25 protein-coding genes and 1 riboswitch are annotated in these 21,919 nt (G+C 57.6%); of the genes, 5 read left to right on the plus strand and 20 right to left on the minus strand.

Annotated elements, in window-relative coordinates:
- Nucleotides 1-265: 265 nt before the first annotated feature.
- The 10 genes from M2368_RS14160 to M2368_RS14205 form a co-directional block, all read right to left on the minus strand.
- A complete protein-coding gene (locus M2368_RS14160) occupies nucleotides 266-958 on the minus strand; it encodes a hypothetical protein (RefSeq protein WP_146112228.1) in 693 nt (230 codons plus the stop codon).
- Nucleotides 959-1,106: 148 nt separating this feature from the next.
- Nucleotides 1,107-2,006, minus strand: coding sequence for an ABC transporter ATP-binding protein (locus M2368_RS14165; RefSeq protein WP_105656574.1), 900 nt, complete (start codon nucleotides 2,004-2,006; stop codon nucleotides 1,107-1,109).
- Nucleotides 2,003-2,677 (minus strand): ATP-binding cassette domain-containing protein, encoded by a 675-nt coding sequence (locus M2368_RS14170; RefSeq protein WP_181148788.1) that lies wholly within the window; start codon nucleotides 2,675-2,677, stop codon nucleotides 2,003-2,005. The genes M2368_RS14165 and M2368_RS14170 overlap by 4 nt, the downstream gene beginning before the upstream one ends.
- Complete coding sequence (locus M2368_RS14175) at nucleotides 2,670-4,295, minus strand: hypothetical protein (protein ID WP_146112229.1); 1,626 nt, start codon at nucleotides 4,293-4,295, stop codon at nucleotides 2,670-2,672. The genes M2368_RS14170 and M2368_RS14175 overlap by 8 nt, the downstream gene beginning before the upstream one ends.
- 55 nt (nucleotides 4,296-4,350) lie before the next feature.
- On the minus strand, nucleotides 4,351-4,809 hold the full coding sequence (locus M2368_RS14180) for a hypothetical protein (RefSeq protein ID WP_146112230.1): 459 nt from the start codon (nucleotides 4,807-4,809) through the stop codon (nucleotides 4,351-4,353).
- Nucleotides 4,810-4,851: 42 nt separating this feature from the next.
- Nucleotides 4,852-5,409: a hypothetical protein gene (locus tag M2368_RS14185; RefSeq protein ID WP_332503204.1), complete on the minus strand. Its 558-nt coding sequence runs from the start codon at nucleotides 5,407-5,409 to the stop codon at nucleotides 4,852-4,854.
- A complete protein-coding gene (locus M2368_RS14190) occupies nucleotides 5,406-5,963 on the minus strand; it encodes a stage II sporulation protein M (RefSeq protein ID WP_181148789.1) in 558 nt (185 codons plus the stop codon). The genes M2368_RS14185 and M2368_RS14190 overlap by 4 nt, the downstream gene beginning before the upstream one ends.
- Before the next feature lie 44 nt (nucleotides 5,964-6,007).
- Nucleotides 6,008-6,193 (minus strand): hypothetical protein, encoded by a 186-nt coding sequence (locus tag M2368_RS14195; RefSeq protein ID WP_498724612.1) that lies wholly within the window; start codon nucleotides 6,191-6,193, stop codon nucleotides 6,008-6,010.
- Between the two features lie 327 nt (nucleotides 6,194-6,520).
- A complete protein-coding gene (locus tag M2368_RS14200) occupies nucleotides 6,521-6,997 on the minus strand; it encodes a DUF4913 domain-containing protein (RefSeq protein WP_105656634.1) in 477 nt (158 codons plus the stop codon).
- Between the two features lie 431 nt (nucleotides 6,998-7,428).
- Nucleotides 7,429-7,929 carry a flavin reductase family protein gene (locus tag M2368_RS14205; RefSeq protein WP_105656581.1) on the minus strand — a complete coding sequence of 167 codons (501 nt, stop codon included), beginning with the start codon at nucleotides 7,927-7,929 and terminating at the stop codon, nucleotides 7,429-7,431.
- 94 nt (nucleotides 7,930-8,023) lie between these two features.
- Nucleotides 8,024-8,140, minus strand: a riboswitch (SAM riboswitch).
- A 377-nt stretch (nucleotides 8,141-8,517) separates the two neighbouring features.
- On the opposite strand from M2368_RS14205, the gene M2368_RS14210 reads away from it, so the two are divergent.
- From M2368_RS14210 to M2368_RS14225, 4 genes are all read left to right on the plus strand, one after another.
- Nucleotides 8,518-10,125 carry a long-chain-fatty-acid--CoA ligase gene (locus tag M2368_RS14210; protein ID WP_105656582.1) on the plus strand — a complete coding sequence of 536 codons (1,608 nt, stop codon included), beginning with the start codon at nucleotides 8,518-8,520 and terminating at the stop codon, nucleotides 10,123-10,125.
- 15 nt (nucleotides 10,126-10,140) lie between these two features.
- Nucleotides 10,141-10,563, plus strand: coding sequence for a PaaI family thioesterase (locus tag M2368_RS14215; RefSeq protein ID WP_105656583.1), 423 nt, complete (start codon nucleotides 10,141-10,143; stop codon nucleotides 10,561-10,563).
- Nucleotides 10,564-10,633: 70 nt separating this feature from the next.
- On the plus strand, nucleotides 10,634-11,224 hold the full coding sequence (locus tag M2368_RS14220; RefSeq protein WP_105656584.1) for a dihydrofolate reductase family protein: 591 nt from the start codon (nucleotides 10,634-10,636) through the stop codon (nucleotides 11,222-11,224).
- Nucleotides 11,225-11,231: 7 nt separating this feature from the next.
- A complete protein-coding gene (locus M2368_RS14225) occupies nucleotides 11,232-12,296 on the plus strand; it encodes a PQQ-dependent sugar dehydrogenase (protein WP_498724613.1) in 1,065 nt (354 codons plus the stop codon).
- On the opposite strand, the gene scpC is transcribed toward M2368_RS14225, so the two are convergent.
- Together scpC and M2368_RS14235 are read right to left on the minus strand one after the other, a co-directional pair.
- Nucleotides 12,293-13,810, minus strand: coding sequence for a succinyl-CoA:acetate CoA-transferase ScpC (gene scpC / locus M2368_RS14230; protein ID WP_402697039.1), 1,518 nt, complete (start codon nucleotides 13,808-13,810; stop codon nucleotides 12,293-12,295). The two genes, M2368_RS14225 and scpC, sit on opposite strands and share 4 nt — an antisense overlap.
- A 204-nt stretch (nucleotides 13,811-14,014) precedes the next feature.
- Complete coding sequence (locus tag M2368_RS14235; protein ID WP_402697037.1) at nucleotides 14,015-14,320, minus strand: helix-turn-helix domain-containing protein; 306 nt, start codon at nucleotides 14,318-14,320, stop codon at nucleotides 14,015-14,017.
- 349 nt (nucleotides 14,321-14,669) lie between these two features.
- Here M2368_RS14235 and M2368_RS14240 point away from each other — a divergent pair, with 349 nt between their 5' ends.
- A complete protein-coding gene (locus M2368_RS14240; RefSeq protein WP_402697035.1) occupies nucleotides 14,670-15,035 on the plus strand; it encodes an SPW repeat domain-containing protein in 366 nt (121 codons plus the stop codon).
- A 201-nt stretch (nucleotides 15,036-15,236) separates the two neighbouring features.
- On the opposite strand, the gene rplI is transcribed toward M2368_RS14240, so the two are convergent.
- From rplI to M2368_RS14280, 8 genes are all read right to left on the minus strand, one after another.
- Nucleotides 15,237-15,695: a 50S ribosomal protein L9 gene (gene rplI, locus M2368_RS14245; RefSeq protein ID WP_105656588.1), complete on the minus strand. Its 459-nt coding sequence runs from the start codon at nucleotides 15,693-15,695 to the stop codon at nucleotides 15,237-15,239.
- A gap of 17 nt (nucleotides 15,696-15,712) precedes the next feature.
- Nucleotides 15,713-15,952, minus strand: coding sequence for a 30S ribosomal protein S18 (rpsR, locus tag M2368_RS14250; protein WP_013350683.1), 240 nt, complete (start codon nucleotides 15,950-15,952; stop codon nucleotides 15,713-15,715).
- Between the two features lie 61 nt (nucleotides 15,953-16,013).
- Nucleotides 16,014-16,583: a single-stranded DNA-binding protein gene (locus M2368_RS14255; protein WP_013350684.1), complete on the minus strand. Its 570-nt coding sequence runs from the start codon at nucleotides 16,581-16,583 to the stop codon at nucleotides 16,014-16,016.
- A 55-nt stretch (nucleotides 16,584-16,638) separates the two neighbouring features.
- On the minus strand, nucleotides 16,639-16,935 hold the full coding sequence (rpsF, locus tag M2368_RS14260) for a 30S ribosomal protein S6 (protein WP_060703203.1): 297 nt from the start codon (nucleotides 16,933-16,935) through the stop codon (nucleotides 16,639-16,641).
- 170 nt (nucleotides 16,936-17,105) lie between these two features.
- Nucleotides 17,106-19,196 carry an acyltransferase family protein gene (locus M2368_RS14265; protein ID WP_402741404.1) on the minus strand — a complete coding sequence of 697 codons (2,091 nt, stop codon included), beginning with the start codon at nucleotides 19,194-19,196 and terminating at the stop codon, nucleotides 17,106-17,108.
- Nucleotides 19,197-19,312: 116 nt separating this feature from the next.
- The gene (locus tag M2368_RS14270; protein WP_105656590.1) at nucleotides 19,313-19,804 is read right to left on the minus strand and encodes a helix-turn-helix domain-containing protein; all 492 of its coding nucleotides are present in this window, start codon (nucleotides 19,802-19,804) and stop codon (nucleotides 19,313-19,315) included.
- A 140-nt stretch (nucleotides 19,805-19,944) separates the two neighbouring features.
- Nucleotides 19,945-20,496: an LURP-one-related/scramblase family protein gene (locus tag M2368_RS14275; RefSeq protein ID WP_166650745.1), complete on the minus strand. Its 552-nt coding sequence runs from the start codon at nucleotides 20,494-20,496 to the stop codon at nucleotides 19,945-19,947.
- 94 nt (nucleotides 20,497-20,590) lie between these two features.
- Nucleotides 20,591-21,871, minus strand: a complete 1,281-nt coding sequence (locus tag M2368_RS14280) for a M18 family aminopeptidase (protein WP_105656592.1) — start codon at nucleotides 21,869-21,871, stop codon at nucleotides 20,591-20,593.
- Nucleotides 21,872-21,919: the final 48 nt, after the last annotated feature.

Consider the following 21,919-nt stretch of genomic DNA (forward strand, 5'->3'; position numbering starts at 1 on the left):
TTCTGCGTTCGGGGGCGGTGGATAACTTAATGTGTGCAACGACTCGGCGGGCGAACCTGGATCAGCGACTGGGCTGCCGGCGCACTCTCGCCACTTCGCGTCCGCGACGCGCGCCAGTGAAGACCCCATAAAGCGCCGGTTTCATTTGTGATGCGCAGCCTTTGCATGGCTCGGAAACCCCATCCGAGGGTTGCCGGCAATTCGCTGCCACTCTGCGTTTATCAAAAGATGGTCGATGCCTACCTGCAGGTTCACGGACTTAACTTTAAGATATGTTGGTAAACCTTTGCCGAACGATCCCCGCTATCAACAGCGCCAAAGTCCAGGCAGCCATCACGGTACCGCCTAGTACGGGGGACAGCGCAACGCCTTCCCGAGCGATTAACATTTGTGATCCCGCGACGTCAGGAAAATACGGCACGAGAATGGAAGTTTCAGGCCAACGCGAAAAAATTGGGGCACCAAAAAGGGAGAAACCAAAGATTACCGCCATGGACAGTATGTTTCCCTGGAACAGTGCAGAAACGCTCATGGCTATGATTGACACCATCGCAAAATAGAGGGCTGCTCCAAACACTGGATAAGACAAGCCATCTTGTATCGGCGATATATCAGGTGAGACCAGAGCCATTGAGAATGCGCTGATGATGGTAGCGAGCAAACCGGAACAGAAAGCTATCGCGCCCACGGTAACAGCTTTGTGCAGTACAAACACCGCGCGTCGCGAAATGATACAGAATGAAGCAGTAGCATGTGGCCCGGTGCAATCCGTGCAGTAGGCCTGTACGCCGAGCACCACGGCTGCTACTTGACCGATACTTACACCGGCGGTTTGGAAATCGTGGGTTTGCAGGTCGTTTCCTACCTCGTTGCTACCCATCATGAGAAGGGAAGCAGCCCAGGCTGATCCGCAAGAGATGACGGCGGTCAGGACGACGATGAACAGTGCAGCACCCATTGTCGATCTACAGGTAAGTATCTTGAAGAGCTCGGAGTACAAAAGGTTTCTTGAATCAGCTATCGACCAGTCGGTCCGCGGCCGATTCTTCTTGGCCGCTTGCCTGGTAGTAGGCTTTGGATAAGTCGGCTCGGCCCCGATGTTTAGCTTAGACGGATGCATTGTGCATGCCCGTGGTTAAAGAGAAATAGGCCTGCTCAAGAGAGGGCTCGGTCCAGCAGATTTCATACATTGGGATGGATGCCTCCGCAGCTAACCGCGCGACCTGTTTTATGTCCACCATCTGTATCAGAGTAGTCTCACTTTCCAGCTCCTTCCATCCAATGTTTAGGCCGTCCAACATTGTCCTCAACCTCTTTGATTCCTCGGAACGTAATATGAAACCTGGCTCGCCGGCGACTCTGTTCAAAGACTTGACGGAGCCCTGGAAAACAATTGCACCGTCTTTGATGACAGCGACCTTATCTACTATGGGCGAAAGTTCACTCATCAAATGGCTCGAAATGAGTACCGTCCGCCCCTCGCTCCTCCATTGATTCACGAGATCCCTAAACCATCTGATGCCCTCAGGATCCAGCCCATTAAGCGGCTCATCGAGGATCAAAATACGCGGGGACGCCACGAAAGCCACACCCAAGGACAGCCTTTGCCGCATTCCCAAGGAAAGATGTTTAATTTTAGTATTTCTGGCTGCCAGCAGGCCGACTTCTTCAAGCACAGCCAAGACCCTAGAGCGTCGAAGCCCAGATGCCAAGGCAGACGCATATAGATGCTCGAACGCGGTCCTGCCCGGGAAAGGTGCAGCGGCATCGATGAGGACACCTACACTTTTAAGGGGCGAAGTCATCCGTGGCACCGGCACACCGTTGAGTAGAGCAGAGCCGGCATCCGGCCGGCAAAGTCCTACCAACATGCGAAGAGTTGTTGTCTTTCCGGAACCGTTGGGTCCAATGAATCCTAGTACCTGACCCGAATCTACATTTAGGTCAACTTCCCGAACGACATTTTTCCCACCGAAACTTTTTGTCAAACCTGATGCGGTGATCATTTTGCCTGGAATTCTGCAGTAGACAGCGGCCCATTGAAAGGTCTCGGAACGTCATCCAGTACCCGCCCGGATTCCAAGACAATTTGCCGATCCAGCAAGTCGAGGATCGGACTTGGGTCATGGGCGGTCATCACGACAGTTCTTCCCCGTTCCTTAGCCAGACGCAGATCGCGGGCAACCAGCTTAACGGTTTCTGCATCCAAACCGTTAAAGGGTTCATCGAGTATGAAAAGAGGACCTTTTTTTAAAGTCGATAGCACGTAACCCATCTTTTTTCTGGTGCCCAAAGAAAGGTTTTTTACCAACGTTTCAAAATCGCTCTGCACACCGAATAAGAGAAGTCTATTTAGTGTTTCTGATACATCCTCACCCCAAATTGAACAAGCAAACCCTACGTTCTCCCTGATGCTTAGATAATCGTATAGGGCGGGGCTGTCTTGAATAAAGACGGCATGGCTTTTCAGAATATTTTGAGACATTTCCTGTTGATTCACAAGAATGCTTCCAGAGGTGGACCTCTCAAGTCCGGAGATAACTTTGAGTAAGGTGCTTTTCCCAGATCCATTATGCCCAAAAATACCGATAAAATCACCCGGTTCGAACGCTGCCGTCACGTCATCTATGGCAAGATTTTCACCGTAACGGACGCTGATGTTTTTTAGGCTAAACATACACTTTGACATCTTCCCTATTGTTTTTGAAAAATAGTGTTACTACAAAGACCACAGTCAAAGCCAGAGGAACCAAGCCAACGAGTCCCTGTAGTGCTGGTGACGGCATAAGTGCGACACACGAAATTACTACGGCAGCACCAGAAGAAATAAGTATTGGTTGTACTAGATCCGCCACGGGTGATCGTTCAATAACGCGCATGGAGTTGGCTTCGGTGAGGGGGGACAGAACCTGCGTCAAAACCGAACTGAGCCCTGCTAAAAGACTGATGGAAGTAGAGATTGCCAAAAGAATCCACATCTGACTTGTCTGGCCTGATGTGAGTAAGACAATTCCGACCACTCCCGGCATTGAAATAATGATTGTAACCATTGCAAAGGAGCAGATTTTCGTAGCCCGCAGATGGCGTGTTGTCAGTGGCATCAAACACAGCATCTGCCAATTGTTTCGTTCAGCCTCGATACTTGAAATCTGCACGGATCCATCGGCCGCGAGGACCATGAATGCCGTTATAAGAGTGCCACTCAGAATCAGTGGAGCATCCAGAACAGCCCTGCCATCAAGGGACAGATAAGCCCCGATGCCGGACCCCAAGAGTGCCAGGCCTCCGAGAAAGGTCAGATAGGCCTTTCTGAGCGCGAGCCGATCTTGGCGGAAACAAGCTAATACGTCCTTGGTAATGACGCTGGCAAGCACTCGGAATGCCATGGACCGACGCAGAGCAATGTTTTTGAACATTTTGGACATCGCAAGGGAAACGTGAGATGAGGCTCGTTGGTCATCATCTACTTTAAATCCAGCTTGAGACTCAGGGCCTTTGAGCAGCGACAGCGCCACACCGCCAAGAAGAAGGATCGAAAGGCCGGTTAGAACAATGCAGTATGTTGTTACAGCAACTGGCGAAGTCTGGAAAAGATCTTCCCACCAGTCTGGTCGGGATGACGCGATGATTTCAGCCAATACGGTGTAGCCTGATTCGACTATGTTTCTGGTCTCCGAGAATTGTCTGACGCTGGGTCCAAGCCAAGTACCAAGAAGCATTGCCAGAATGGGCGTCATTATTATGTGTCTGACCGAAATGGTTGACGCCTTGCCCCATCGAGTCAACAACAAAGTTGCTGCCATTCCAATACAATTTCCGCCTACTATGGTGCTCAATAGCACTGCAAAAACAATAGGGAGCATTTCAACCCCTGCGTTGGAAGATGCCAACCACGGGCCAAAGGCTAAGCAGGAGAATAAGCTCATCCCCAGCACTCTGGCCATCATGGGGATCAAGAGGCGGGACCATATCAAATGTCGGCGTAGAACTTCGAAGGAACTCAGCACTGCCGCATCAGTTGGTTCATTAACTGCTCTTGCTGATTCTGGATCTATACTCCCAGCAAGCGCGACAAGAAGAATCACCCACACGAACCACGATATGAGAAGAAACGTGGGCTGTGTGGTGCTGTTTAAAGGGGCAAATCTACCAACTTGAGTGGAAACAGTGAAAACGACTGCTCCGGCAAGAACGATACAGAGGATGATGAGCACAACGCCCGCGATCTGAACCCGGAATGGAAGTGAACGTCCATTCAACATATTAAGTTGCCGTCGCCGATCAGAGACCAGCACTGCGGCAATTATTGGGAATTTTCTGATGCGACGCATAGTCGGTTCTCGTTGTTTCCTACTCGGAACTTCGCTGGGCATTTCCCGAGCTAATGATTTTATCCGCTTTGGCTACCACGAGATAAACGACGGTTATCAGTGCAACCAGGAATAGTGCAGCCAGAATTTTCGACGAGATCGTTGTTGGAAAGAAAACTCCGATAGCGAAGAGGACGGCGCCAATAACTCCGTTAATTCCAATGAGCACTAGATGCCCAATTCCAAGGAACAGCGGCACCAGGGCCAATACTGTAACAATGACTGGAGCTGCGATCCAAGCAATGTTGGCAGGGTCCTGAATAGAGATAACGAAGTCGCGGTTATTATTTGCAACAACTGGACTCAATCGCGACATTTCTTGGATAGCTTCACGGTTTGTATAATATATTGCGGCTCGTCCCCATGCAGTTAGGAAAAGTGCTATCAGCGCTCCGTAAAAAATATTACGAGTTCTATTTTTTTTGATTACGTTATTCATATTTAAAACCCTAATGGTTTTTGTTCAGATGATTTATTATTTTTATAGTACGGAAAAAGCGATCGCAAACAAGGCGGTTGGAACCAGGGGTACGATGAACACTGATTTTCTCGATCCGCCTTCGCGCGCCAGTAGCAGAACTCCACCAAAATAGACCACCAGCACCGAGATATCAGCCTCAAAGAATGAATCCATTATCGTCGGCACGACGACTCCGAAGACTGAGGCTAGGTACCATCCGAGACTTCTGAAAGCTACATACAGACCAACCATTACCGAAATGGAGCGGCGGGTTGTGCGGGTTGTTTCAGCGCCGTCAAGACGCGCATTGAGTCGAGCTGTGAGGAAACCGGCAAATGCAGTTAGTAAAACAAGGATTACGGAGTTTAGCAGGGCGCTGGTGATAAGTGCGGTGACGGCCCCAAGTCGAATTTCAGCAGGCTGTGCTTCAGGTAGCTTCAGCGACACTTCATGTTCGTAGACCCCGACGAACCTGCCCATCAGCATGAAAACACTGACCCCGATCAGAAGCATAGTCAAAGGCCAAGCAAACCTGCTGTTGAGAAGTGAGGTTTTGCTGGAAAGGTCGTTCTGTGTCATAGGAGAGTAACCCAAGTTTCTATAGTTGCGGCTATAACGATCATGAGGAGGGAGATGCAAAGTAGGGAGACCGCATCAAGGATTACGCCCTGTGCGGCCTGAAACAGGTTTTCTCTAGGTTCTTTTCTGCCTCCGAGAGCAGTCCGTAGAAAATAAGCCAGAGGCGAGATCCCTGCTGAAATCGCGATAATAATGGCCGGAAATTCAACTATCCCGTGTGGTCCAACCCCTCGAATAACGCCGAGCAAGCCAGCGAGGTTGACTGCCTGTGCCAGAAAATGGCCAAAAAGCAAGCCCGACGCAAGGGCATACAACACCGTGATGATGCCGAAGGTCAAAATTCCTGCAAAGGCCAGCAGAGCAATGATTGCATTGTTCGATAATATGCTCCACCATAGGGCCCATGAAGGTGATGCCGGAACCAAACCTGAATGACTCTCTTGTTCAAGAGGTACCGTTGCAATACCGGCTGCTACGGCGCCCAGCCACAGCAACGCTCCAATGCATAATGCTAAGCGCTGCCTTGCAAAAAGACCCTTTAAATAATGTGTCATAGGTTCGAAGGCGGACCGACAGCTTGTCGGTCCGCCCATCGTTTCTACTTAACCAGAGCCTTCTTGCCAATAGCGCGGCGGAGCATAGCCAAGGCAGCACCACCGATAACAGTGGCACCACCGAAGAGCGAGACCGCGGTCGCAACATCCATGCCAGCGAGAATTGCTGTTGCCGCTGCCGTTGCATTGGCCGTGGTAAAGCCAAAGAAGGCAACTAGTGCCTCTGGCATTACAGCGGATGCTACCAGAAGGATGGTGAGTGACGCCGTGACTGCCGCAAGTACGATGATCCCTTTTCCTGCCGAGATCGCTTGGACCGTGCTCTTTTCTGAGGTAACGCTTGACATATTTTTCCTTTTGATTGAGGCCCTGTGGAAACACGAAGAATCGCATTTTCACATGCCCTGAGTTATTGCTCCTAACTTCCAAGTTCCATTCGCCAAATGAGATTTGGCGCTGAAAATTGATGCGCAGGAGCTTTGCACGACCGAAGTCAAGATCGACTACAAGATCCGTCTCTGATCAGTCGTAGTTACTATATCAAAGAAACTTACCCACTAGAATAAATATTTTTTTGGAGGTTCAACAACTGGAAGGTGGATTTGACGTTGGTCAGGGAACAAGCCCTCCGGCGGCGCTGCATAAGGCAACGGCTGCCCTTTTTTGGACTTGTTTTCGTCGGTGTCCGCTGCCGAGGAAAACGGCCCATCCGGGTCCAGCAAGACCGCCATATGGTGGTCCGCGTGGTCACGCCACCACACGCTCATGCCGGTGCTGGGGTCCATGCGCAGATGTTCCCAGGAACGCCACAGCGCTTCCAGACGGATCACTGCCTCGTCATATTCCCACCACCGGGCAGCCCAGACCCGCGACCGGCCGTTGATCGCCCGGCGATAGACATTGCGCAGGTACTCACGGACAAACTCATCAACGGAACCGTAGTAAAGGGTTTCCTCCGGTTCAGCCTCGCCCTCGTCGTCTTGGGCTTCTTCGGCTGCCTCGTTGGCCTCCACCTGTTCGGTCACGGCGGCCACGGCCGCCTGGACAGCTCGCTGCCTGAGGGATTCCAAGAGCTCCTCAGTTAGGGCTTCATCAACCGCGGCCGTGGCCACGTTATTGATTTGCTTACGAACCGAGGCCGGTCCAGCGTGCAGCGAGGATCCATGAGCTACCTGCGCGGTTCTGTTCGACAGCCCAGGCGGGTGGCGGATATGGCGAGTTCAAGGTTTCTCGCGACAGATACTTTGATGACGAGGTTATCGCCAAATGCCTGGGGCAGCTGGCCCAAGATGGCAGGCCATGAGATTGCCAGCCATCTTGCCACGTCTTCAGGGTGGCGAGAGAGAACGGGCATTGCCGGTGTCGAGGGCTGCGGGGAACGGCTCAACCCGCCTAACCGGAATTCAAAAAGCTCCGGCCAGATCGATGATTTGATCTGGCCGGAGCTTTGGAAGATGCGAAGCGCTTATACGAGCTCAGGAATCGGCAGCGAATGGAACCGCGAATCATGGAAGATCTGTGGCGAGTGCTCGGAGGTGCGGTGCCCGTGGACTTCCATCAGGACTACCCAGTGATCCCCCGCTTCGACCTCGTTGTAGATCGAAGTCTCCAGCCACAACGTGGAGTCGTTGACGAAGAGCGCGCCCTGATCCGAGGAATAGGTATCGATTCCGCGGAACCGGTCGCCATTTTTCGACGCAATCTGAGCGCAGACACCATCATTGCGTTCGCTCAGCACTGAGACGCCAATGCGGCCAGCTTCGCGCAGCTTTGGCCAAGTGTTCGAGGACTTCTGCACGGCGAACATCACCAGTGCAGGTTCAAGGGAAACTCCCACGGTAAACGATGAAGCGACAATTCCGGTCTTCACGCCATCCAGTTCTGCACAGAGGGCGGCTACCCCTGATGGATGCTGAGCGAAAACCTTGCGCAGGGTCAACGGGTCAAGTTCAAGATTCAATGACATGGCTCGATTCCTTTGGGTCTTGCCCACCGCGCAGTAGCCTGCAAGCATTGGCTTCTCGTTACTCGAAGCCGCTTGGGCTGAAGTTCCGCGCCGTGTGCGGTACTTGTTCCAGCACATTTTGTGTGGAACCGAATCCTCACCTGGAGCACCCCACTACCGTTGAGAGGGTTGCCGATCAGCAAGCCAGGGCTTATAGCTGATGCTCTTGATTCTGTTTAAAACGATATGGCTCATGACGAACAGCCGTCAAACATTTCACTTCGCAAATCGCAATATTCGACGCAATATTCGATCCAAGGCCCCGCCAGAAGTCCTTGGGCAGTCTTTTATTCGCCATACGCCGCGCTTCTTGAACCCCTCGGCCCCCATGATCGCAGCAGGCTTCCGCCGCTCTTGATTCGGCAGAACACTAACTCCTCCCCTGGGCTCGGGGCCCTGGCGCGAATTCCCTACCGCCCACCGTAATGAAACTTGGTTTCCCGGCATGACGCTGAGGTTCATGCCACTATTGGTCATGGAGTGCATTGAGTCACACTCCTGCTTATTGTTCTCCGTAACCATCGATGACGATTGAGGAATAGCCACACCATGGTAGAGATTCAGGCAAACCATTCAGAATTGACCCCACTGCGTTTCTTGGAACGCACAGCCGAGGCCTATCCGAAGAAGACCGCCGTCATCCATGGAACTCGCAGCTTCTCCTATGAAGAATTCGAAGCACGGGTGCACCGCTTTGCCCAGGCGCTGAAGGCTCGCATTGAGCCGGGCGACCGCGTGGCCGTGCTGGCACCGAATACTCCCGAAATGCTCATGGCGCATTACGCCGTACCGCTGGCAGGCGCAGTCCTCGTTGCCCTGAACACCCGACTCTCGGCCCACGAGCTGCAATACATCATTGATCATTCTGCTGCCAAGCTGATGCTTGCCGACACAGAGCTGTTGGAGAACACGAAGACCCTGCGCCGCGAGAACCCAACGCTGGAGGCGCTCATCGAGATCGCCGATGACCAGTACGCCGGAGAACGTCCGGACGTGCCCGTGGACGCCACCTTGGACGAGCTAATCGCACAAGCCTCGGATGAAAGACTTCCCTACGCCATCGCCGATGAGCGGGCTCCGATCACTCTCAATTACACGTCGGGCACCACCGGCAAGCCGAAGGGCGTGCTCTACTCGCACCGCGGCAGCTACCTGAACTCGTTGGGCGAAGCGCACCACCAGGGCTTCACCGCCAAGACCCGCTACTTGTGGACCCTGCCGATGTTCCACTGCAACGGCTGGTGCACTCCATGGGCCGTCACCGCAGCGGGAGGAACGCACCTGTGCCTGCGCGGCGTGCGCGAAGATTCCGTTTGGGATGCCATCGAGGATCTTGGAACCACCCACTTGTGCGGCGCTCCGACCGTCTGCTCCATCATCGCCGACTCCACCCGCGCCCACCAGCTCGATGCGCCACTGCGCATCACCACCGCAGGAGCTCCCCCGTCCCCGGCAATCATCTCCAAGCTGCAGAAGCTGGGCATCGAGGTAGTCCATGTATATGGCCTCACCGAGGTATACGGACCGTACACGGTGTGCGAGTACCAGGATGAGTGGGATGCCCTCGATGGCCCGGACCGGGCCGCGAAGCTCGCCCGCCAAGGCGTTGGCATGATTACCGCCGAGTCCGCACGCATTGTTGACGAGAACATGAACGATGTCCCGGCGGATGGACAGACCATGGGCGAAATCGTGCTGCGCGGCAATAACGTCATGATCGGCTACTACCGCGATGAAGCGGCCACTACCCAAGCTTTCCATGGCGGCTGGTTCCACACCGGCGATCTGGGTGTCATGCACCCGGATGGCTACATCCAGGTGCGCGACCGGGCCAAGGACATCATCATTTCCGGCGGCGAGAACATCTCCACCATCGAGGTGGAGCAAGCCCTCGCCTCGCACCCAGAGGTGCTGGACCTGGCCGTCATCGGCATCGCGGACGAGAAATGGGGCGAGCGTCCGGTGGCATATGTCATCCGCGCCAGCGGATCCTCCCTGGACGCGCAAACGCTGATTGAATTCGCCCGCGAAAAGCTTGCCGGTTTCAAGGTGCCGCGCACCATCGTCTTCCCGCAGGATCTGCCGCGCACCTCCACTGGTAAGGTGCAGAAGAATGTCCTGCGCGCCCAGGCGCTCGAAGCCAGCACACCGAACTAGCCTGAGGATCACCAATTGGAAAACACTGCACCGCGGATTCCCAACAAGACCAGCCGCTTCACCGAAAGCATCGGACTGGAATTCGACGAAATCACGGCCACGGAAGTACGCGGCCACGCGCAGCTGGACGAGAACCACCACACCCCTTGGGGCGTGGTGCATGGCGGCGTTTACACCTCGATCATCGAGAGCGCAGGATCAGTGGGCGCCAGCTACGCGGTGGCCGAACGCGGGCAATTCGCCGTGGGCGTGCACAACGCCACCGACTTCCTGCGCCCTTCCACCGGAGCACGGGTTCAGGTAATCGCCACCGCGCTATTCCAAGGGCGCACCCAGCAGCTCTGGGAGGTCATCATCACCGATGAATCCACCGGCAAGCAGCTATCCCGCGGCCAGTTGCGCACCCAGAATGTGGATTTGCCTGAGAATCCGGCCTAGCTGGTTTTCACACCGCGAGCACGGGCGTACGGTAGAGGGCATCTAACGCTCAAGCTCCAGGAGATTCGCCATGAGTGCGACCTATACCTTCGATGTGTTCAGCAGCCTCGATGGCTTCGGCAGCGCCGCCGGCGATTGGGGCGGCTACTGGGGAAAACAGGGGCCAGAGCTGTTAGCCCACCGCCTCGCGCTCTACACTCCGGCTTGCCGCATGGTTTTCGGGGCCAACACCTTCCGTCTGTTCAGCCGCTTCTGGGCAGAAATCGAGGCGAATCCCGAGGTTGAAGACGCGTGGGGTGTGGCCCTGCACGACAAGCCCGCCACCGTCATCTCCACCACACTGGAAGAGCCGCTGTCCTGGCCAAACCCCACGCTGGAGCGCGCTGATGCACTGGAAGTCGTCGCACAGCTCAAGGAAGCTTCAGATGTGCCGCTGCGCTCCCACGGCTGCTTGGCGATGAACCATTCCCTGCTAGCGGCAGGTCTTGTGGACTTCATCCAGGTGACCATCTTCCCGGTACTGACCGGGCATAGCGGTTCCGCCCCGGTACTTGGCGGGGTCGATGACTACGATCTGGAACTTGTCGAGTCCAAGCTGCTGGACGGACGGATCCAGGAACTGACTTATCGCCCGACGCGCCATCAACCAGCCCATGCATAGCAGCTCGATGAAGCGCATTCTGGGTACCTGCCTAGTGCTCGGCGCAGTGTTCCTCGCCGGATGCTCCGCGACAACGCCGCCTCCAATCACGGCTACCGAATCGCAAGCTGTTCCAGCACCACTGGCCACCGGACTCGAAGCCCCCTGGTCCATGGTCTACGCGCAGGGCAGGTTGCTGGTCAGCGAACGTGATTCCGGGCGGATCGTGGAGGTTTTGGAGTCCGGAGAACTGCGCGAATTAGCCCGGCTCGATGATCTGGTAGCGACGGGAGAAGGCGGATTGCTGGGCCTGGCCTTCCTCGCACCGGACCGGCTCTATGCGTATTCCACCGCGGAATTCGGCAACCGCATCCAGCGGTTCACGTTGCAAGGCAGCGCCGGGAATCTTTCACTGTCGGCCCCGCGCACCTTGATTGACGGGTTGCCCTCGGCCAGCATCCACAACGGCGGGCGGTTGGCCATCGGTCAGGACGGGATGCTCTATGCCACCGTGGGCGATGCGGGCAATCCCCAGCAAGCCCAGGACCTGCAGCAGCTGGGCGGAAAGATCCTGCGCATGGCACCTGACGGCAGCGTCCCGGACGACAACCCGTTCGAGAATTCCCTCGTCTACAGCTACGGGCACCGCAATGTGCAGGGCTTGGCGTGGGGTGCTGATGGCACCATGTTCGCCAGCGAGTTCGGGCAGAACACCTTCGACGAGCTGAACATCATCGAAGCCGGGGGAAACTACGGCTGGCCCGAAGCCGAGGGAAAAAGCGGCGGAAATCCGTCGTACACCGATCCGATTGCGCAGTGGTCCCCGTCCGAAGCCAGCCCCAGCGGCATCGCGATCCTCGATGGCACCCTCTACCTGGCGAATCTGCGCGGAGAAGTGCTGCGCGCGGTGGAACAGGACGAGCCGGCCACCGAGCATGAACTGCTCGATGGCCGGCTCGGCCGGCTACGCGACGTGCTAGTGGATCCTGACGGCGCACTGATGGTGCTGACCAACAATACCGACGGGCGCGGCCAGCCAGGGGCGGGCGATGACCGCATCCTGCGCATCGCGCCCCGTCTGGCCGGCGACTAGCTGGCCGGGCGCATGTCTCCGGTCTCCTGGAAGCGCTGGTGCCAGGACAGGGCCTCGCCCAGCAGATGCGGGGTGTGCTTGCCGTAGCTTTCCTTGCACGCACGGTCGAAGTAGTCCTGCAGCATCGGGCGGTACTCCGGGTGGGCGCAGTTATCGATGACCAGCTGCGCACGCTGCTTTGGCGAGTGGCCGCGCAGGTCGGCCAGGCCCTGTTCGGTAATCAGGATCATGGTGTCGTGCTCGGTGTGGTCCACATGCGAAGCAAAAGGAACGATGCCCGAGATCTTGCCGCCCTTGGCGGTCGATGGGGACATGAACACCGACAGGTAGCCGTTGCGGGCGAAGTCGCCCGAGCCGCCGATGCCGTTCATCACGTGCGATCCCAGCACGTTGGTGGAATTCACGTTGCCGTAGATGTCGGCTTCGATCATGCCGTTCAGCGCAATGCAGCCCAGCCGGCGGATGATCTCCGGATGGTTCGAGATTTCCTGGGCGCGCAGCAGGATGCGCTCGCGGTAGTGGTCGACGTTGCGGTTGAATTCCTCGATGCCCTCCGAAGACAGCGAGAAGCTGGTGGCAGAGGCGAACTCGATGGTCCCGTCCTTGATCAGCTCCAGCATTCCGTCCTGGATGACCTCGGTATAGGCGGTCAGGCCCTTGTAGCCGCCACGGGCTAGGCCAGCGAGCACTGCGTTGGCGATATTGCCCACGCCCGACTGCAGCGGGAGCAGCTTCTCGGACAGGCGTCCGGCACGGATCTCGGAATCCAGGAAGGTCAGCAGGTGATCGGCGATCTTCTCGCTGGTCTCGTCCACCGGGGCGAAGGGGCTCAGGCGGTCTGGCGCGTCGGTTTCCACGACGGCGACGATCTTGTTGACGTCGACGTCCATGTACTGCTGGCCGATGCGGTCACGCACGGTTCTCAGGTCGATTGGCTTGCGGTGCGGAGGCAGTGCGGTGCCGTAGTAGACATCGTGCATGCCTTCCATGGCCGCGGATTGCTGGGCGTTGACCTCGATGATGATCTTGTCGGCCATCTCCAGCCAGGTCTTGTTGTTGCCCACCGAGCTGGAAGGGATCAAATCGCCCTCGGCGGTGACGCCGACAACCTCGACGATGGCCAGATCGATCTTGCCGTAGAAGCCGAACCAGGCGTGCTGGGCAACGTGGGACAGGTGGATGTCCATGTATTCCATGTTGCCGTCATTGATGCGGCGGCGCAGCTCAGGGTCGGACATGTATGGCAGGCGCAGGTTCATGCCCTCGGCCTTGGCCAGCACGCCATCAAGCTCAGGGGCGGTGGAAGCGCCGGTAAGCACGTTGATCTTGAAGTCCTTGCCTGCAGCGTGCTGGCGCTCCATCTGCGCAGCCAGTGCCCCGGGCACGGCCTTCGGGTATCCTGCACCGGTAAAGCCGCTCATGGCTACGGTCATGCCCGGCTTGATGAACTCTGCAGCCTGCTCGGCGCTCATCAAGCGATCAGCAAAGGCCCGGTGGTGAATACGTTCGTGCAAAATAACCCCTTCAGAACTTCCTTGTGACACAGGTCTATAACCCGCATCTCACCGGAATACTTTAGCTGGTCGGCGCAGTGAGTCAGACCTCGCTGGGCGCGTCTGAGCGATGGGTGGCATATTTATCGACGAGGTGCGCGCTATTTGCGTTGACCGGTCGGAAAGGAATGGCGGCTTGGCAGTGATTGCCGGGGGCTTGAATCGCTAGCCAAGTTCGGCGTGCATGTCCTCGCGGATCGCCTTTACTTGCAGGCGGGCACCCATGGCTTCGGCGTAGCGGCGCAAAGTGGCCAGCTGGACGCGGTCCAGGTCGCCGGTCTCCATGCGGGCAATGCGGTCTACGCTCAGCTTCAGCACGGTGGCAAGTTCTACCTGGCTCAGCTCCGCTTCTTCGCGCAGCGCACGCAACGACAGGCGCCGGGAGTCGCTTTGGACACGGCGCTGATGCTCTGCCACAGCTTCGCGTTGCGCCTCGGTCAATACTTCAGGATCCGCATACGCAAAACCCATTTGTTCCACCGTTTCTCTCGATCGTGCTGGCTTTGGACGTACTCATCTTCGACGCTACGATCCTGCGAAGCCAACGCCAACGATTAAGACGCGCCTTGCGCGAGACGATCTGGTGAATTATGCGCAAACCCGCGGTGGCTCCACAGTACGAGCGACCCGAAGCGCCATAGGCGGTACGAATCCTGGAACAGGAAGGCATCGGCCAGCGGCCGGCGGGAAATGGCGCCATGGGGGCCAAGGATTTACCAAAATGCTCCCAAAAGTGGATTGCGCATCGGCAATCGCGAGCCTACCTTTAAATCGACTCCCGCTTAGGAGCCCTCTGCGATGAATGTTGGAGGTATTTGCAATGAAGAAATGGACTCGGTGGCAAGACTGGGTCGGCGTCGCGGCAGGTATTGCGGCCGCAGTTTCAACCACGTGGCTCGATGGAACCAGCACTTCGATGATGCTGATGGTGGCCTTCGGCCTGCTCATGGTGATCACCGGCGTCTGGAGCGTCATGATGCCACGCCTGGTTTCAATGGAATGGGCACTGACCATCGCCAGCGCCTTGCTATTCGCCTCGCCATGGATGGGATCGTATACGGATTCCGCTGGTATCGCCTGGATGTCGTGGATCTGCGGTGGCGTCGGCGTCGTTGCCGGCCTGCTCGCGCTTGCCCCTGCCATTCAGATGCGCCATGAAACTGGCGGATCCCGGATGGCGCACTGAGAAACTGTAATCCCGATCGGTGGCTGCGATGCCAATGCATCGTGGCCATCAGCCGTTAATCCCGGCGTCCAGCGGACGCACCTCAAGCAACGGCTGAACCCAAGGCGCTAGCAGACTGGACGGCGGGTTAACGCCAAGAGGTGGCGTGCTCTCCTTGCGGAGTGCACGCCACCTCTTGGACAGAAGCTGAGTCTAGAAGACTTACTTCTTGGCAGCAGCTACAACCTGCAGGCGCAGGTTTGCAAGAACGTCAGCGTGAACGCGAACGGTTGCGGTGTAGTTGCCAGTCGACTTGATCTGGTCGTTGACCTCGATGTTGCGCTTGTCGATCTTACCCAGACCGGCAGCCTCTACGGCAGCAGCAATTTCGGTGGTCTTAACGGTGCCGAACAGGCGACCGTTCGAGCCAGCCTTCATGGTGATCTTCACCGGCTGGGACTTCAGCTTAGCTGCAAGTGCCTGAGCATCCTCAAGGTTTGCAACGGCGCGAGCAGCACGTGCAGCCTTGATCGACTCCACCTGCTTCTCACCGCCCTGGGTCCAGACGATTGCGAAGCCGCGTGGCAGCAGGTAGTTACGGGCGTAGCCGTTCTTTACCTCGACAATATCGCCAGCAGCACCGAGACCGGATACTTCGTGAGTCAGAATGATCTTTGCCATTTTGCTATCCCTCTTCCTTAGCCGCGGCCAGCGCCGGAGTAAGGCAACAGGGCTACTTCACGTGCGTTCTTGATTGCCTGTGCGATCTTGCGCTGTTCCTGAACGGAAACGCCAGTTACACGACGAGCGCGGATCTTACCGCGGTCGGAGATGAACTTGCGCAGCAGTGCGGTGTCCTTGTAGTCGATGACAGTGATGTCAGCGGCCTTCAATGGGTTGGACTTTGGTTTGGGCTTACGGATTTCAGCCTTAGCCATCGTGGAGCTCCTTAGCTTTGGAGCCCGCAGAGTGATCTGCGGGATGGTGAATAAATATTGTTTAGAAAGGCGGTTCGTCTGCGCCCGGGTTGCCCCAGCCGCCACCGTTGTTTCCGCCGGTGCTCCATGGGTCTGCGGCTGGAGCATTCCATCCGCCACCCTGCTGAGGCTGCTGCTGACGCGGCGCCTGAGCTGGTGCACTTTGCTGCGGTGCGTTGGAGAAACCTCCACCACCGTTGCCGAAGCCACCGTTGCCACCGCCGGAGCGCTGGGTACGGGTGACCTTGGCGGACGCGAAACGGAGCGATGGGCCGATTTCATCGACTTCAAGCTCCATGACGGTGCGACGTTCGCCTTCCTTGGTGTCGTAAGAACGTGAACGCAACCGGCCCTGGGCGATGACACGCATGCCCTTGGTCAGCGTTTCAGCAACGTTCTCTGCAGCTTCGCGCCACACCGATGCGCGCAAGAACAGGGCTTCCCCGTCCTTCCACTCATTGGACTGGCGGTCAAAGGTGCGAGGAGTCGAAGCGATCGTAAAGTTCGCTACGGCTGAACCGGACGGCGTAAAACGCAGCTCCGGATCGGCAGTCAGGTTTCCGATAACGGTAATAACAGTCTCGCCTGCCATTGACTCTCCTTAAAAAGATTGAACGTTAATTCCTACGACGGAAGGTTGCGCGTAATTAAACGCGTGCCTCTTCCGGACGGGTGACCTTGTGGCGCAGGATCAGTTCGTTGATCTTGAGCTGGCGCTCAAGCTCAGCGGAAGCTGCTGGCTCTGCGGTGTAGTTCACCACTACGTAAGTGGCTTCTGCCTTCTTCTTGATCTCGTAGGACATCTTGCGACGACCCCAGACATCAACCTTTTCGATAGTGCCACCGTTGGAGCGGACAACCTCGAGGTACTTCTCGATGGTTGGCTCTACGGTGCGGTCATCGACCTCTGGATCAATGAGGACCATAAGTTCATAAGCACGCATGTGAACCCACCTCCTTTGGGCTAAACGGTCGCGGTATTTCCGCAACAGGAGGTTCTTGCGTTATCTGTGCACCAGACGCCCAACTTTCGGGCATGCAGTGGCACAGACCTTCCAATCCTACCCGAGAGACCCGAACTTGCATAAGCCTTGGTGTCCTAAATCATGCTGGGCTACTCGGAATCCAAGGCAACCTCGATCCTTTCGCCAAAGATCGGGGCCAAGGTGCGCATGTAGGTATCGCTGATGTGGTGCTTGTCCCGGTAGACCAAGACATTCCCCACCACTGCCGGGCAGGTTCCATCCATGCAGAAGTAATCGCTGAAGTCGAGCACTTCGACGCGCGGCTCCAGTTCGGCGGCCTGCTTGGTGGCATCGCCCACTTCATAGGCTCCCTTTTCCGGGAAGGCGCACTTATCCGGGTTCTGCACGTTTTCTTCCACGCAGTCGCGCGCATAGGAATCCTGCGGCGGCCGCGGGGTGTCCACAATGGCGTAGACCGGCAGGCCCGCGTCTTCAAGGGTGGACCACGTCGAAGCCAGCCCCTGTGCCGCGTCAGTGGTAAAGGTGGCTCCTCCCCAACTCGAGGTGATCACCGCGTTGATGTCATCGCGCGCAGCCAGAGCTTCCATGGTCTGGTCGATGGCTTCTTCGCAGTTGATGCTGCCATCCCGATCCGCCTTGCGCTGGGCCTCGGAGAACGGGCAGGAATTCTTCAGATAGGTCACCACTTTCCAGCCCTTGCTTTGGGCGTATCGGCTGACGGCCTCGAACCAGTGGGCTGCATGGGAATCACCCACCAGGGCCACGGTGTAGCTGGCGTCCTCGCTGCCGAATTCGCATTCCTTGATCTGCGTGGATTTCGGTTCCTGGACGCAATCTCCCAGTTCGGGCTGGTCCTCGGCGGCCGTCGCAGGAAGCGGGACGACCTGGCGATGGCCGGAAAGGTACGCAGGTGCGCCCTGGCCCACGGAGGCCGCGCCAAAACCAGCTGGCGGGTTTTGCATCATCGCGCCCAGCTCACGCTGCTCCTGGCCCACAAGATGCTGCTGCATGGCACCTGGCAATAGCGCGATGGACGCGGCCAGCCCGACCATCGCCGCCCCTGCAATCAAGGAGCGGGCAGGAGAACCGGCTATGGGGCGGAAGTGGCGCATGGGAGTTTCGACCCACTTCAAGCTGGCCCAAGCCAAGAGCAGGGACCCGGCCAGCAAGGCCAGCGACTGCAATGGGTCCGGGTTGCCCCCGGCCAGTTCGATGAAGAATACGATCAGCGGCCAGTGCCACAGATATAGCGAATACGAGGCGAGGCCGACCCATTGAACGGGAGCCCAGTTCACCAGCGGGTGCAGGGAACCAGGTCCTCGCGTACTGCCTGCGGCAATCACCACGGCGCAGCCAAGAACCGGGAGGGCCGCCGCAATCCCCGGGAAGACTGTTGTGGCGTTGTAGCTGAATGCCGCGAAGCAGATCGCCGCCAAAGCCACGAGTACGGCAAGATTTCTGAACTGCCAGCTGGTTGCCCACGGTGGAAGCTTCAAGGCGCCGTTGGCGTGCGCCTGGACTGCCAAGGCCAGCAGTCCGCCGACGGCCAGTTCCCAAATGCGGGTGGTGGTGATGAAGTATCCGGCGCTATTGCCTGAGTAACCGGCATAGGCCGAGTATCCCAGCGACAAAAGTGCGGTGGCTGAGAAAATGATCCAGAGCATGCGGCGCCGCGGGGCAAATCCATCGCCACTGCTAGCGTCCGCATTCGGTTTGGCCAACAGGCACACGGCCAAAACCAGCAACGGCCAGAAAAGGTAGAACTGCTCCTCCACGCCCAGGGACCAGAAGTGCTGCAACGGCCCGGGTGCTTGATCCGAAGCGAGGTAGTCGACGGAGTCGGCGGCGAGAACCCAGTTCTGCACCGAGAAGGCAGAGGCGATGGCCTGGGTGCCCAAGGCACCCCACTGGGTTTTGGGAAAGATCAGCAGGCTTGCCACGACAACTACCAGGATCACCAGCATGGCAGCCGGGAGGATTCTTCGCGCTCGGCCGGCAAAGAAGGCTGCGAGGCTGACCCGGCCGGTGCGTTCGGCTTCACGCAGCAGGTGCGAGGTAATCAGGAAGCCCGAGATGACGAAGAAGATGTCAACCCCGATATAACCGCCTGGAACTGCGGATGGCTCAAGATGATAGGCGACGACCAGCAGAACCGCCAAGGCGCGGAGCGCTTGGATCTCCGGGCGGAAATTCTTGACCTGCAGGGAATTCGAACTCATAGTCATTGATCAGACCAGCAGGGGGTAAACAGCAGGTTATCAATGGGCAACAGTCGGTCTAACGACCCGTGGGAACCTCATGGGCGGTGCCTGGGTTTGCGCTTCGCAGCATGGACCTAGCCCAGCAGTTTCCGATTTGCCGTGGACAGCGGGTATTTGGCGTCGAGTTTGGCATCCAGGCTCAGACGGAAAGCAGCCTCAAGCAGCAGCTGCCCGACGCCCCAGTACACCGGGATCAGCAACCAGATGTACCACCCAAAGTTGCCGGTGGTAGCCAAGATGACCGTGCCGAAAGTGACCAGGATGCCCAGCCCGCGGAACACGGCCAGGATCCCCTTGGTTGCCGAATCCCGACGATCTTGATCTGCTTGGGCCCGCGCTTCAAGCCCATCCACGGCCTCGGAGAACTTCGGAGTCTGGACGCTTTTGAACAGGTCTCCAACCGGCACCTCCAAGGCCTTGGCGACCAGTGAGATAGTCTCCAAGCTCGCATCATTTCCGGCTTCGAGCCGTTGGACCGTTCTGACAGTGATGCCGCTTTCGGCGGCTAGACGTTCTTGCGTCCAGCCCTTGGCACGGCGAAGCTCTGCAATCCGTGATTCATTCATGCCACTTACGCTAGCCAATGGCGCCCCGAAAGCACCACGACATCGACGTGACAGTTACCCGACTGCAACACGACAGCGGCCAAGAACCAAGGCTGGCCTGCGACGAAGAAGTATTCCTGGCGGCGACTACCTCAGCTCCGTTAAGAATTGCGCTGTTGCTTTTCACGGATCAAATCCAGTGCCAGCACCGAGCCGATCACTGCCTGGCGTTGCTGTGCGTTGAGGTTTTCCGCCAAGCGCAGGGCATAGGTTGACTTGCCGAGCAATGCGTTGCCCATCCCGGACCATTCTCGGGTCACGGTTCCCAGAACCCCGCCGGGACCGGTGATCTGGAAGTCGAAGTCCCAGATGCTGCCCAGTAATTCGAGCTCTTCGCCCAGCATCGAGATGGAGACCCTTGTTTTGAAGAAGGTGATCCTCTTGACCAGGCTGGCCAGCGGGGCAGCGTTGCCATCAAGGATTTCAAAACGATCGCGGCCCATGGTCATCGTGTCCTTGACGATGACAACCGGATTGCCTGGTCCATCGAAGACCGTGAGTTCGCGAGCCCCAACGAACATGCGGCCCAGCGCGCTTCCGCCGGTATCCACGTGGGCAATCTGCATCCCGGAAGAATCAAGAATCGCGAAGTCGTTCTTCGAGATGTTCTTCGTCTGCTGGAAGATCAACGTGTTCTGGTTGAGGATCGTCATGGTGCCGATTATGCCATCGATTAGGCACATCGGGCGAAGATCCCCCGGGGAGGCGAAAAGCCAGCCCGCAGGCCGGCTTTTCAGGTTGGACTTGCTAGGCTCCGAAGAACTCGCGAGAGACCTTGGACAGATACCAAGGGTCGTCAACGCCGCACATCTCGCGGGCCGAGTGCATGGACAGCAGCGCGACTCCCACATCCAGGGTGCGAATGCCCAGTCGGGTCGCGGTCAATGGTCCAATGGTGGATCCGCACGGTACGCGGTTATTGGACACGAACTCCTGGTAGGGAACTCCCGCCGACTCGCACCAGTTGGCGAATGCGGCAGCACCCACCGCATCGGTGGCATAACGCTGGTTCGCATTGATCTTCAGCAGCGGGCCGGCATTCAGCTGCGGACGGTTGGCTGGGTCGTGGCGCTCTGGGTAGTTCGGGTGAACCGCGTGGCCAGCATCGGCAGACAGGCATACAGAATTCGACAGGGCGCGAGCGGTGTCTTCAACTGAAGCATCCATGGATGCCTGGATGCGGTTGATCAGCTCTTCCAGGAATGGGCCGCAAGCGCCCGAGCGCGAGGAGGAACCCAGTTCTTCGTGGTCGAAGGCAGCAAGCATGGCAATGCGGTTGCCTGCTGGCTTGCGGGAATGGCCCGTCAGCGCAATCAGGCCTGCGTGCACCGAGGTGAGGTTATCCAGCCGGGCGCTGGCGAAGAAGTTCTTGCCCTCGCCAAAGACCTCGCCGCGCTGCGCGGGCGCGGTCAGGATGTCGTAGCCGGCTACCTGGGCCGGGTCGACACCTGCAGACTTCGCCAGGATCGCCAGGATGTCGGCATCCGCCAGATCGCCGGCGCCAAAGATTGGATTGGTGTGGGTCTGCTTGTCCAGGGTCAGGCCCTCATTGACCTGGCGGTCCAGATGGATCGCTAGTTGCGGGATGCGCAGGATTGGTTCGGTCTTCGCCAGGTGCTCGGAACCGTCCTTGAGTACCAATCGGCCGGCGAGCACCAGTTCGCGGTCCAGCCAGGAGTTCAGCAGCGGTCCGCCGTAGACTTCGACCCCTGCCTGCCACCAGCCGTTGGAACCGGTGGTTGGCTTCGGCTTGAGCTTGAAGCCCGGCGAGTCGGTGTGGGCGCCGAGGATATGGAATCCGCTGGTCGCAGTGGCAGCTTCTGGCTGCACCCAAGCGATGATCGCACCGTCGCGGACCACGTAGTAGGAACCCGGGACCAGGTTCCAAGCCTGCTTTTCGTCCAGACCGGTGAATCCAACAGCGTCCAAGCGCTGCGCGGCCGAGGCCGCGGCGTGGTAGCTCGATGGCGAGGTTGCGACGTATTCGGCCAGATCTGCAATGTGGGCCATTGCTGCGGCTTGTGCCATGGCTGGTTACTCACTTCTTTCTGTCAAGAGATGTTTGTCAGACGGTTC

The sequence above is a fragment of the Arthrobacter sp. JUb119 genome, from assembly GCF_024807995.1.
Taxonomy (GTDB): Bacteria; Actinomycetota; Actinomycetes; order Actinomycetales; family Micrococcaceae; genus Glutamicibacter.

What these genes read in the sequence shown, in the direction of transcription:
- rpsR (WP_013350683.1), bottom strand. Translation starts at nt 15,952, where the DNA reads ATGGCTAAGGCTGAAATCCGTAAGCCCAAACCAAAGTCCAACCCATTG.
- M2368_RS14165 (WP_105656574.1), bottom strand. Translation starts at nt 2,006, where the DNA reads ATGATCACCGCATCAGGTTTGACAAAAAGTTTCGGTGGGAAAAATGTC.
- M2368_RS14210 (WP_105656582.1), top strand. Translation starts at nt 8,518, where the DNA reads ATGGTAGAGATTCAGGCAAACCATTCAGAATTGACCCCACTGCGTTTC.
- M2368_RS14220 (WP_105656584.1), top strand. Translation starts at nt 10,634, where the DNA reads ATGAGTGCGACCTATACCTTCGATGTGTTCAGCAGCCTCGATGGCTTC.
- M2368_RS14170 (WP_181148788.1), bottom strand. Translation starts at nt 2,677, where the DNA reads ATGTTTAGCCTAAAAAACATCAGCGTCCGTTACGGTGAAAATCTTGCC.
- M2368_RS14195 (WP_498724612.1), bottom strand. Translation starts at nt 6,193, where the DNA reads ATGCCAGAGGCACTAGTTGCCTTCTTTGGCTTTACCACGGCCAATGCA.
- M2368_RS14160 (WP_146112228.1), bottom strand. Translation starts at nt 958, where the DNA reads ATGGGTGCTGCACTGTTCATCGTCGTCCTGACCGCCGTCATCTCTTGC.
- M2368_RS14275 (WP_166650745.1), bottom strand. Translation starts at nt 20,496, where the DNA reads ATGACGATCCTCAACCAGAACACGTTGATCTTCCAGCAGACGAAGAAC.
- M2368_RS14190 (WP_181148789.1), bottom strand. Translation starts at nt 5,963, where the DNA reads ATGACACATTATTTAAAGGGTCTTTTTGCAAGGCAGCGCTTAGCATTA.
- rplI (WP_105656588.1), bottom strand. Translation starts at nt 15,695, where the DNA reads ATGGCAAAGATCATTCTGACTCACGAAGTATCCGGTCTCGGTGCTGCT.
- M2368_RS14240 (WP_402697035.1), top strand. Translation starts at nt 14,670, where the DNA reads ATGAAGAAATGGACTCGGTGGCAAGACTGGGTCGGCGTCGCGGCAGGT.
- M2368_RS14270 (WP_105656590.1), bottom strand. Translation starts at nt 19,804, where the DNA reads ATGAATGAATCACGGATTGCAGAGCTTCGCCGTGCCAAGGGCTGGACG.
- M2368_RS14205 (WP_105656581.1), bottom strand. Translation starts at nt 7,929, where the DNA reads ATGTCATTGAATCTTGAACTTGACCCGTTGACCCTGCGCAAGGTTTTC.
- M2368_RS14180 (WP_146112230.1), bottom strand. Translation starts at nt 4,809, where the DNA reads ATGAATAACGTAATCAAAAAAAATAGAACTCGTAATATTTTTTACGGA.
- M2368_RS14185 (WP_332503204.1), bottom strand. Translation starts at nt 5,409, where the DNA reads ATGACACAGAACGACCTTTCCAGCAAAACCTCACTTCTCAACAGCAGG.
- M2368_RS14280 (WP_105656592.1), bottom strand. Translation starts at nt 21,871, where the DNA reads ATGGCACAAGCCGCAGCAATGGCCCACATTGCAGATCTGGCCGAATAC.
- M2368_RS14235 (WP_402697037.1), bottom strand. Translation starts at nt 14,320, where the DNA reads ATGGGTTTTGCGTATGCGGATCCTGAAGTATTGACCGAGGCGCAACGC.
- rpsF (WP_060703203.1), bottom strand. Translation starts at nt 16,935, where the DNA reads ATGCGTGCTTATGAACTTATGGTCCTCATTGATCCAGAGGTCGATGAC.
- M2368_RS14265 (WP_402741404.1), bottom strand. Translation starts at nt 19,196, where the DNA reads ATGAGTTCGAATTCCCTGCAGGTCAAGAATTTCCGCCCGGAGATCCAA.
- M2368_RS14255 (WP_013350684.1), bottom strand. Translation starts at nt 16,583, where the DNA reads ATGGCAGGCGAGACTGTTATTACCGTTATCGGAAACCTGACTGCCGAT.
- M2368_RS14225 (WP_498724613.1), top strand. Translation starts at nt 11,232, where the DNA reads ATGAAGCGCATTCTGGGTACCTGCCTAGTGCTCGGCGCAGTGTTCCTC.